Raw genomic sequence first — 9991 nt, 5'->3', positions numbered from 1 at the left:
CGATCCTATCGCCGGGAACCGACACCGCTAGGCTCGCTTTCGTGAGTGATTCCGGCGACGTCTTCGAGATCCATCTGCGCTGGGGCGACATGGACGCCCTGGGCCACATCAACAACGTCCAGATCGCGCGGCTGTTCGAGCAGGCCCGCGTCGAGTGCTTCAACCGGTGGTTCGGCAACGCCCGGCGCGGCATCCACCTGTTGGTCGCGCGCCAGGAGATCGAATACGTCTCGATCCTGCACTACTCGACCGATCCGGTCCGGATCGTCTGCTCGATCAGCGCCGTCGGCCGCTCGTCCTTCGAATTCGGCTACGAGCTGCTCGACCCGAAGGGCACCGTCTGCGCCCTTGCCGAGACCACCGTCGTCATCATGACCGCCGAGGGAAAGCCCGCTCCGATCCCCGACGAGGTGCGCACGATCCTCGCCGACCACCGCGGTGGGCCGGTGCCCTTCCGGCGGCGGCGCGGCGCCACCGACTAGGACGATCGTCCTACTAGACTCGGGCCGATGATCGTCGACACGCCGCGACTGTGGTTGCGCCCGGTGCTGCCCGACGACGTGGACGCCTTCGTCGCCCTCGACGCCGACCCGCAGGTGATGCGCTTCGTCAGCGACGGCGAGCCGACGCCGCGGTCCCAGATTGCCGAGTGGACCATCCCCCGGGCCCGCGCCGAGTACACCGCCCACGGCACCGGGATCTGGACGCTCGTGCAGAAACCGTCCGCCGAGTTCGCGGGGTGGGTCGCGCTGCGCCGACCGCGCCACAGCCGCCGCCGGGAACTCGAGCTGTCCTACCGGCTGCCGCGGCACCTGTGGGGCCTGGGCCTGGCCACCGAGGCGGCCCGAGCGATCCTCGCGATCGCCTTCACCGCACACCCCGCCGAGCGGGTGTTCGCCGGGACCGCACCGGAGAACGCGGCGTCCCGTCGCGTGCTCGAGAAGGTGGGGATGCGGGCCGCCCCGGGTCCGGTCGGGGCCGGCGAGGTCGAGTACGAGATTCTGCGGTCGCGCCGACGCGGCCGTCATCGCTTGCCCGACGCGCTCGCCCGGGCGCGAGGGGATAAGGTTGGCGTGTGACCACGAGTGACACCTCAGCCAGCCCCCGCCACCGCGTCGTCATCATCGGATCCGGGTTCGGCGGGCTCTTTGCCGCACAGCGCCTGAAGCGGGCCGACGTCGACGTCACCCTCATCGCGCGGACCACCCACCACCTGTTCCAGCCGATGCTGTACCAGGTCGCGACCGGCATCGTGTCCGAGGGCGAGATCGCCCCGGCGACGCGCATCATCCTGCGCGACCAGGAGAACGCGACCGTCCTGCTCGGCGACGTGTTCGAGATCGACGTCAAGGCGCAGACGGTGACCTCCCGGTTGCTCGAACGGGTCACCATCACCCCGTACGACAGCCTGATCATCGCCGCCGGCGCCGACCAGTCCTACTTCGGCAACGACCAGTTCGCCGAGTACGCGCCCGGCATGAAGACCATCGACCACGCCCTCGAGTTGCGCGGCCGCATCCTCGGCGCCTTCGAGCAGGCCGAGCTCTCCGACGATCCGGCCGAGCGCGAGAAACTGCTGACCTTCGTCGTCGTCGGCGCCGGCGCGACCGGCGTCGAAATGGCCGGGCAGATCGCAGAGATGGCCGACCGCACCCTGAAGGGGTCGTTCCGACACATCGACCCGACGCAGGCGCGAGTGATCCTGCTGGACGCGGCCCCGGCCGTCCTGGCCCCCTACGGCCCGAAACTCAGCGCAAAGGCGCAGCAGCGACTGGAGAAGCTCGGCGTCGAGGTGCAGCTCAACTCGATGGTCACGAACCTCGATTACGACGGCCTGGAGGTCAAGGACTCCGACGGCACCGTGCGGCGCATCAACGCGCAGTGCAAGGTGTGGTCCGCCGGCGTGCAGGCCAGTGCCCTGGGCAAGGTGCTCGCCGATCAGACCGGCGTCGAACTCGACCGCGCCGGACGCGTGAAGGTCGGTGCGGATCTGACCGTGCCGGGCAACCCGAACGTCTTCGTCGTCGGCGACATGATGGCCGTCGACGGCGTACCCGGCGTGGCCCAGGGCGCGATCCAGGGCGGTCGCTACGCCGCCGATGCGATCAAGGCCGAACTGCGCGGCCAGACGCCCGAGCAGCGCAAGCCGTTCTCCTACTTCGACAAGGGCTCGATGGCCACGATCTCGCGATACGCCGCGGTGATGCAGGTGCCGATCCCCTTCACCAAGAAGAAGTTCGAGACCGAGGGCTACTTCGCGTGGCTGGGTTGGCTGGCGTTGCACCTGGTGTACCTCGTCGGCTTCCGCAACCGGTTGAACACCTTCATCAATTGGTTCTTCGCGTTCACCACGCGCGGTCGCACCCAGCTGGCGGTCACCGAGCAGCAGGTCTACGCGCGCACCGCGATGGGCGCCCTCTCCGAGCTCGAACGCCGCGAGGCCGAAGAGGCGCAGGAGAAGAAGGCCCGCGAACGACGCCACAAGGCCGCCAAGAAGGGCGCCTAGCCACCTCCCGACCGCCCGTCAGGACGGCAGCGGCACGTTCTGCAGTCGCACGCGCCCCTGGGCGAGCAACGTGCCGTCGGGCAGCGTCATGTCGACCTGCCAGAGCTGCTGGCGCTTGCCGCGGTGCACCGGCACCGATCGGGCCACGATCGTCCCCTCGGACACGGACTTGATGAAGTCCGTGCTGTTGTTGACCCCGACGGCGGTCCCGCCGATCCCGGTGTGCTCGAGCCACAGGAATCCGGAGATGCTCGCCACGCTCTCGGCCATCGCGCAATAGACACCGCCGTGAACGATGCCGAACGGTTGGTGATGGGTCCCGGTGATCGGGATCTGGGCCACGACGCCGTCCGGGCCCGCCTCCGAGATCGTCATTCCGAGGGCGGCGTCCAACCCCTTGGGACGGGACGGATCGGGTTCTACGGTGTGATCGCTCATACCGCCAGGTTAACCCCACGCCGATTCCTGCCCCGGATACAGCGGCAGGCCCCACGTTCTCCTACAACGTGGGGCCTGCCGTGCCGAGGATCGGGGGTCTCTGCAGCCCTCAGGACACTCGCGCGATCCGCGTGATTAGTAATGTAGGCTAGCCTTACCTAGTTGTCAAATCCTTGGGGCGAAGAAGTCTCGATCAACCGGTAGGAGACCCAGTGACCACCACCATCGACGCACGTATCACTCCCCTCACCAGCACGCGGGCACGAATCGGTAAGATGAAAAAGGTGAATGCGTTGGGCGATCTCGAACGGGCGGTCATGGACACGCTCTGGGACTCGAGCGTGCCGCAGACCGTGCGCCAGGTGCACGAGTCGCTGAACCGCTCGCGCAACCTCGCCTACACGACGGTGATGACCGTCCTGCAGCGCCTCGCCAAGAAGGGGCTGGTCACCCAGATCCGCGACGACCGCGCCCACAAGTACCAGGCCGCGCACCACCGCGAGGATCTGGTCGCCAGCCTGATGGTCGACGTGCTCGATTCGGCGGACGCCCCCGGATCGCGCGAGGCCGCCCTCGTCTCCTTCGTCGGGCAGGTGAGTGCCGACGAGGCCGCTGCTCTGCGGGCCGCCCTCGACGACCTCGACGCCGCCCAGTCCGGCCCCCGCGACGAGAAGCGCAGCGATCCGACGTGACCGCCGTCGCGTTCGGCCTCCTGTGCCTGCTGCTCGTCGGCCCGGTGCCGGCCTGGCTGTCGAGCGCACAGTGGCCGATGCGCGCCCCCCGCGCCGCCATGACCCTCTGGCAGGCGATCGCACTCGCGGCCGTCCTCTCCGCCTTCAGCGCCGGCCTGGCGATCGCCGCCAACCTCCTGCGCCCGGGCACCGCCGGCACCCCGAGCGCACGGATCGCCGACCAGATCGACCGCCTCGGCCTGCCCCTCTGGTTGTTCAGCGTCGCCGCCTTCGCCGCCACACTCCTCGTCGGGGCACGGCTGGTGGTCACCACGATCCGGGTCGCCTTCCGCACCCGGTCCCGTCGCGCCGCCCATCGCCAGCTGGTCGACCTGATCGCCTCCCTCGACGACCCCGTCGTCGGCGACCGGCACCCGCTGCGGGCGCGGTACGTCCGACGCCTGGCCCTCGATCAGCCCCTCGCCTACTGTCTGCCGGGTCGACGCCAGCGCGTCATCGTCACCGACGGCGCCGTTGCGCGACTGTCCGATGCCGAATTGCGCGCGGTCCTGGCCCACGAGCGCGCCCACCTGCGTGCGCGGCACGACCTCGTGCTGGAGGCCTTCATCGCCCTGCAGGCGGCCTTCCCGCGCTTCGTGCGCAGTTCCTCGGCCCTGGGCTCGGTCGAGCTGCTCGCCGAGGCGCTCGCCGACGACCAGGCCGTTCGCAGCACCAGCCCGTCGACGCTGGCCCACGCCCTCGTCGCCGTTTCCGACTCCGCGGCGCCCCGTGGCGCCCTCGCCGCCGGCGGCTCGACGACGGTCGCCCGGATCAACCGGCTCGCATCGCCCAACTCGACCACGATCGCCGCCGCCGCCTATGCCGGGGCGGCCGCCATCCTCGTCGTTCCGACCCTTGCCGTGGTGATCCCGTGGCTCGTCGAGCTGTCCCGTTTCTTCGGCGGTTAAGCTGACTGCATGACTGCGTCTTCCGCCTCTGCCCAGATCGGGGTCACCGGCCTCGCCGTGATGGGCTCCAACATCGCCCGCAACTTCGCCCGCAACGGCTACACCGTCGCGCTGCACAACCGCTCGATCGCCAAGACCGACGCGCTGATCGCCGATCACGGCGGTGACGGCGACTTCGTGCGCACCGAGACGATGGCCGAATTCGCCGCCGCGCTCGAGCGCCCGCGCCGGGCGCTGATCATGGTTCAGGCCGGTGACGCCACCGACTCGGTGATCGAGGAGTTGGCCGCGGTCTTCGAGCCGGGCGACATCATCATCGACGGCGGCAACGCGCTGTACACCGATACCATCCGCCGCGAGAAGAGCCTCGCCGAGCGTGGACTCCTCTTCATCGGCGCCGGCATCTCCGGCGGCGAAGAGGGCGCGCTGCTCGGGCCGGCCATCATGCCCGGCGGGCCGGTCGACTCCTACAAGGCCGTCGGCCCCATGCTGGAGAAGGTCGCCGCACAGGTCGACGGCGAGCCCTGCTGCACCCACATCGGCCCGGACGGCAGCGGTCACTTCGTCAAGATGGTCCACAACGGCATCGAGTACGCCGACATGCAGCTCATCGGCGAGGCCTACGACCTCATGCGCAAGGCCCTGGACATGCCGGTCGCCGACATCGGCAAGGTGTTCAAGGACTGGAACTCCACCGAACTCGCCAGCTATCTGATCGAGATCACCGCCGAGGTCCTCGACCAGGTCGACGCGAAGACCGGCAAGCCGCTGGTCGACGTGATCGTCGACGAGGCGGGCCAGAAGGGCACCGGCCGCTGGACTGTGAAATCGGCGCTCGACCTTGGTATTCCGGTGACAGGTATCGCCGAGGCCGTCTTCGCGCGCGCTCTCTCGAGCTCGCGGGCCCAGCGTGACGCCGCCGCCGGTCTGGCCGCCGGCGACCTCGCCGCCGCCCCCACCGACGCAGCCGCCTTCATCGAGGACATCAAGGCCGCGCTGTACGCATCGAAGGTCGTCGCCTACGCGCAGGGTTTCGACCAGATCGCGGCCGGCAGCAAGGAGTACGGCTGGAACGTGGACCCGGGCGCCCTCGCCACGATCTGGCGCGGCGGCTGCATCATCCGGGCACAGTTCCTCAACCGCATCCGCGAGGCCTACGCCGAGAACCCGGAGCTGCCGAGCCTGCTGCTCGCGCCGTACTTCCGCAACGCCGTCGAGTCCGGGATCGACTCCTGGCGCCGCGTCGTCGCAACCGCCGCCTCGATGGGCATCCCGGTGCCGGCCTTCGGCTCGTCGCTGTCGTACTACGACGCGCTGCGCGCCGAGCGCCTGCCCGCCGCCCTCACCCAGGGGCTGCGCGACTACTTCGGCGCCCACACCTACCGCCGGATCGACGCCGAGGGCAGCTTCCACACCCTGTGGAGCGGTGACCGCTCCGAAGTCACCGCTTGACCGATGCGCTTCCACTCCGGGAACCGGCCTGAATACGACCTCACCTACGACGACGTGTTCATCATCCCGAACCGCTCCGACGTCGCCTCCCGGTTCGACGTGGACATGGCCACGGTCGACGGGTCGGGCACGACCATCCCGCTCGTCGTGGCCAACATGACCGCGGTGGCCGGCCGTCGGATGGCCGAGACCGTGGCGCGACGCGGCGGCATCGCCGTCCTTCCGCAGGACCTGCCCATTCCGGCGGCGGCCGAGCAGATCGGCTATGTGAAGTCGCGCGACCTCGTGGCCGAGACACCGGTGCTCCTGACACCCGAGCACTCGGTCGCCGAGGCACAGGCACTGCTCACCAAGCGGGCCCACGGCGCCGCCGTCGTGGTCGACGCCGACGGTGCACCACTGGGGGTCGTGACCGAGGACTCGTTTACCGGCGTCGACCGGTTCAGCCGCGTCGGCACCGTCGCCGACACCGGCTTCCTGCGGCTGGCCGCGGGCACCGCGCCGCGCGCCGTCTTCGACACCCTCATCGAGAACCACGCCGAGCTGGCCGTGCTCACCTCCCCCGCCGGCGCGGTGGTCGGCGTGCTGACCAGGGTCGGCGCGCTGCGCGCCGGCATCTACACCCCCGCCGTCGACGCGAAGGGCCGGTTGCGCGTCGCCGCGGCGGTCGGGATCAACGGCGACGTGGTCGGCCGCGCCGAGCAGCTGGCCGAGGCCGGGGCCGACGTGCTGGTGATCGACACCGCCCACGGCCACCAGGAGAAGATGATCACCGCGCTGCGGGCGGTCGCCGGCGCGAACCTCGGCGTCCCCCTCGTGGCGGGCAACGTCGTCGCCGCCGGTGCCACGCGCGACCTGGTCGAGGCCGGCGCCAGCATCGTCAAGGTCGGCGTCGGACCCGGCGCGATGTGCACCACCCGGATGGTCACCGGGGTCGGGCGCCCCCAGTTCTCCGCCGTCGTCGAATGCGCGGCCGCCGCCCGCGAGATGGGCGCACACGTCTGGGCCGACGGCGGGGTGCGCCACCCGCGCGACGTCGCCCTCGCGATCGCCGCCGGTGCCTCCAACGTGATGATCGGCTCCTGGTTCGCGGGAACCTACGAGGCGCCCGGCGAACTCAACATCGATGCCGACGGCATGTACAAGGAGAGCTTCGGCATGGCGTCCAAGCGCGCCGTCGCCGCCCGCTCGGCCGACGACGGCGCCTACGACCGGGCGCGCAAGTCGCTGTTCGAGGAGGGCATCTCCAGCTCCCGGATCCGCGTCGACCCCCTCCGCCCGGGCGTCGAGGACCTGATCGACCAGATCTGTTCGGGTGTGCGGTCCACCGCCACCTACACCGGTGCGCGCAGCCTGCCCGAGCTCCGCGAGAAGGTCGTGCTCGGCGTCCAGTCGGCCGCCGGGTTCGCCGAGGGCCGCCCCCTGCCCGGCGGGTGGTGACGCCACCGTGGACTGGGCCTCGATAGCCGCGACGACCGCCGCAGTGGTGGGATTCATCGCCCTGACCGTCGGCACGGCGGTGTTCGTCGCCGCCGAGTTCTCCCTCACCGCACTCGAGCGCTCGACGGTCACCGACGATGTCGCCACCCGCGGCGACCTGCGGTCACGGCAGGTGGAACGCGCGCACCGGACGCTCTCCTTCCAGCTGTCCGGCGCCCAGCTCGGTATCACGATCACGACGCTGATCACCGGTTACCTGGCCGAACCGGTGCTCGCCCGGTTCATCAACCCGGCGCTCACCGCTCTCGGCGTGCCGGCGAGTTGGCACGGTTGGCTCTCGGCGACCTTGGCACTGGTGCTCGCGACCTCGCTGTCGATGGTCCTGGGCGAGCTGATCCCGAAGAACCTCGCCATTTCGCTCCCCCTGGCCGTCGCCCGGTTCACCGCCGCGCCGATGGTCGGTTTCTCGGCCCTGTTCCGACCCGCGATCAACGGCCTCAACGGGACCGCCAACTGGTTGGTCCGCCGGCTCGGTGTCGAGCCGGCCGAGGAGCTCGCCTCGGCCCGCTCACCGCAAGAGCTCGCCTCGCTGGTCCGCAACTCGGCGCGACACGGCTCGATCGACGCCGACACCGCCGTCCTCGTCGACCGCTCGCTGCGCTTCGGCGAGCTGACCGCCGAGGATCTGATGACCCCCCGCGTCCGCGTCACCACCCTCGGACCCGAGGACACCGTCGACGACCTCGTGCGGGTGGCCGCCGACACCGGGCACAGCCGCTTCCCCGTCTGCCACGAGGGCGACCTGGACAACCTCATCGGCATCGTCCACATCAAGCAGGCCTTCTCCGTGCCGCACGCCCACCTGCGCACAACCCGCCTGGACACGCTGGTGTGGCCGGTCGCCACCGTGCCGGCAAGCCTCGACGGCGACGCCGTGGTGCATCAACTCGCCGCCGGCGGCCTGGAGATCTGCGTCGTCATCGACGAATACGGCGGCACCGCCGGGATCGTCACCACCGAGGACGTCATCGAGGAGATCGTCGGCTCGGTCACCGACGAGCACGACGACGAGAACGACGAGGTCACCGCCGACGGCGACGGGTTCGTCTGCTCGGGGCTGCTGCGGCTGGACGAACTCGACGAGGCCACCGGCCTGCGAGCGCCCGAGGGCGCCTACGACACGCTCGGCGGCCTGGTGATGTTCCGCCTCGGCCGCATCCCCACCGTCGGCGACGAGGTCGACCTGGAGTCCCTCGCCCGCACCGGCGACGACGAGGACGAGTCCGCCGAGCGCCCCGTCTCCCGCAGCGCCCCGACGACCACGCAGCGCTGGCGCGCCCGCGTCACCGCGATGGACGGCCGCCGGATCGACACGGTGTCCCTGCAGCCGCTGCCGCCGACGGATGACGCCCACACCACGCCCGCGTCGGGAGGCCGCTCATGAACGCCTGGGTCGGAGTGGTGCTCACCATCGCCCTGTTGGCCGCCAACGCCTTCTTCGTCGCCGCCGAGTTCTCCCTGATCTCGGCGCGCCGCGACCGCCTCGAGGCCCTCGCCGACGACGGGAACTCGCGGGCGCGGACCGTCATCCGCGCATCCGAGCGGCTGACGATCATGTTGGCCGGCGCCCAGTTGGGCATCACCATCTGCTCGATCCTGCTCGGCCGCGTCGGCGAACCCGCCATCGCCCACATCCTCGAGCAGCCCCTCGATTGGGCGTCGGTGCCGCACTCGCTGCTGCACCCGATCAGCTTCACCGTGTCCCTGATGCTGGTGGTCGTGCTCCACATCCTTCTCGGCGAAATGGTGCCGAAGAACATCGCCCTCGCCGGTCCGGAACGCTCGGCGATGCTCCTGGTACCGGCTCATCTGTTGTTCGTGCGGCTGACCCGACCGATCCTGGCGTTCTACAACCTTCTCGCCAATCTGGCCCTGCGGGTTCTGCACGTCACCCCCCGCGACGAGCTCGACTCGACCGTGTCGCAGACCGAGCTCGCCGTCATGATCAGCGACTCCCGAGACGAGGGCCTGATCGACGACGAGGAGCATCAGCGCCTCACCCGCGCGCTCGCCAGCGTCGGGCGCACCATCGCCGACGTCATGATTCCGCTCACCAAGGTCCGCTGGATCGACACCGAGCCCGGCCACGACGGTCCGACGCTGGCCGCCGTCGAGGAGGCGGTCGCCGAGACCGGCTACTCGCGGTTCCCGGTGCGGGCGCCCGGCGGAATCTTCACCGGCTATCTGCACCTCAAAGACGTTCTCGGTGCAATCGCCGACGACGAGCGCGGTCCGGCGACCATCATCGGCCCCGCTGACGTCAGGCCCCTGCCCGTGCTCACGGCCACCACGATGCTCGACGACGCGATGACCGACATGCGTCGGACCAGTTCCCACCTCGCCGCCGTCGTCGACGACTCCGGGCGCACCATCGGTCTGGCCGCACTTGCCGACCTCGTCGAGGATCTGCTCGGCACCGTAGCGGACGAGACGAACAGGCTCTAAAGACCCGTGGC

10 protein-coding genes are annotated in these 9991 nt (G+C 70.2%); 9 read left to right on the top strand and 1 reads right to left on the bottom strand.

The features are described from left to right. Positions 1–41: 41 nt before the first annotated feature. From QM634_RS07925 to QM634_RS07915, 3 genes are read left to right on the top strand one after another with little or no spacing between them, the layout of a single operon-like run. On the top strand, positions 42–482 hold the full coding sequence (locus tag QM634_RS07925; protein ID WP_415042228.1) for an acyl-CoA thioesterase: 441 nt from the start codon (positions 42–44) through the stop codon (positions 480–482). 27 nt (positions 483–509) lie between these two features. Beyond that, positions 510–1079 (top strand): GNAT family N-acetyltransferase, encoded by a 570-nt coding sequence (locus QM634_RS07920; protein ID WP_415042227.1) that lies wholly within the window; start codon positions 510–512, stop codon positions 1077–1079. Further along, the gene (locus QM634_RS07915; protein ID WP_415042226.1) at positions 1076–2506 is read left to right on the top strand and encodes an NAD(P)/FAD-dependent oxidoreductase; all 1431 of its coding nucleotides are present in this window, start codon (positions 1076–1078) and stop codon (positions 2504–2506) included. The genes QM634_RS07920 and QM634_RS07915 overlap by 4 nt, the downstream gene beginning before the upstream one ends. An 18-nt stretch (positions 2507–2524) precedes the next feature. Here QM634_RS07915 and QM634_RS07910 read toward each other — a convergent pair whose 3' ends face one another. After that, positions 2525–2944 carry a PaaI family thioesterase gene (locus QM634_RS07910; protein ID WP_415042225.1) on the bottom strand — a complete coding sequence of 140 codons (420 nt, stop codon included), beginning with the start codon at positions 2942–2944 and terminating at the stop codon, positions 2525–2527. Positions 2945–3219: 275 nt separating this feature from the next. On the opposite strand from QM634_RS07910, the gene QM634_RS07905 reads away from it, so the two are divergent. The 6 genes from QM634_RS07905 to QM634_RS07880 are packed head-to-tail and all read left to right on the top strand — an operon-like array spanning position 3220 to position 9980. Next, the gene (locus tag QM634_RS07905) at positions 3220–3636 is read left to right on the top strand and encodes a BlaI/MecI/CopY family transcriptional regulator (RefSeq protein WP_415042224.1); all 417 of its coding nucleotides are present in this window, start codon (positions 3220–3222) and stop codon (positions 3634–3636) included. Then, positions 3633–4583 (top strand): M48 family metalloprotease, encoded by a 951-nt coding sequence (locus QM634_RS07900; RefSeq protein WP_415042223.1) that lies wholly within the window; start codon positions 3633–3635, stop codon positions 4581–4583. The genes QM634_RS07905 and QM634_RS07900 overlap by 4 nt, the downstream gene beginning before the upstream one ends. A 9-nt stretch (positions 4584–4592) precedes the next feature. Further along, on the top strand, positions 4593–6035 hold the full coding sequence (gene gndA, locus QM634_RS07895; protein ID WP_415042222.1) for an NADP-dependent phosphogluconate dehydrogenase: 1443 nt from the start codon (positions 4593–4595) through the stop codon (positions 6033–6035). 3 nt (positions 6036–6038) lie between these two features. Next, a complete protein-coding gene (locus tag QM634_RS07890) occupies positions 6039–7475 on the top strand; it encodes a GuaB1 family IMP dehydrogenase-related protein (RefSeq protein WP_415042221.1) in 1437 nt (478 codons plus the stop codon). A gap of 46 nt (positions 7476–7521) precedes the next feature. Next, positions 7522–8919: a hemolysin family protein gene (locus tag QM634_RS07885; protein ID WP_415042220.1), complete on the top strand. Its 1398-nt coding sequence runs from the start codon at positions 7522–7524 to the stop codon at positions 8917–8919. Next, positions 8916–9980 (top strand): hemolysin family protein, encoded by a 1065-nt coding sequence (locus QM634_RS07880; protein ID WP_415042219.1) that lies wholly within the window; start codon positions 8916–8918, stop codon positions 9978–9980. The genes QM634_RS07885 and QM634_RS07880 overlap by 4 nt, the downstream gene beginning before the upstream one ends. Positions 9981–9991: the final 11 nt, after the last annotated feature.

It is taken from the genome of Gordonia sp. (in: high G+C Gram-positive bacteria) (assembly GCF_047606305.1).
GTDB lineage: Bacteria > Actinomycetota > Actinomycetes > Mycobacteriales > Mycobacteriaceae > Gordonia.
Note: the sequence above shows the minus strand (reverse complement) of the source record. Positions and strands in the feature narration are given on the sequence as shown.

Bases quoted from the DNA above. Each gene is read 5' to 3' on its own strand.
- QM634_RS07905 (WP_415042224.1), top strand. From the start codon at position 3,220: ATGAAAAAGGTGAATGCGTTGGGCGATCTCGAACGGGCGGTCATGGAC.
- QM634_RS07910 (WP_415042225.1), bottom strand. From the start codon at position 2,944: ATGAGCGATCACACCGTAGAACCCGATCCGTCCCGTCCCAAGGGGTTG.
- gndA (WP_415042222.1), top strand. From the start codon at position 4,593: ATGACTGCGTCTTCCGCCTCTGCCCAGATCGGGGTCACCGGCCTCGCC.
- QM634_RS07880 (WP_415042219.1), top strand. From the start codon at position 8,916: ATGAACGCCTGGGTCGGAGTGGTGCTCACCATCGCCCTGTTGGCCGCC.
- QM634_RS07920 (WP_415042227.1), top strand. From the start codon at position 510: ATGATCGTCGACACGCCGCGACTGTGGTTGCGCCCGGTGCTGCCCGAC.
- QM634_RS07890 (WP_415042221.1), top strand. From the start codon at position 6,039: ATGCGCTTCCACTCCGGGAACCGGCCTGAATACGACCTCACCTACGAC.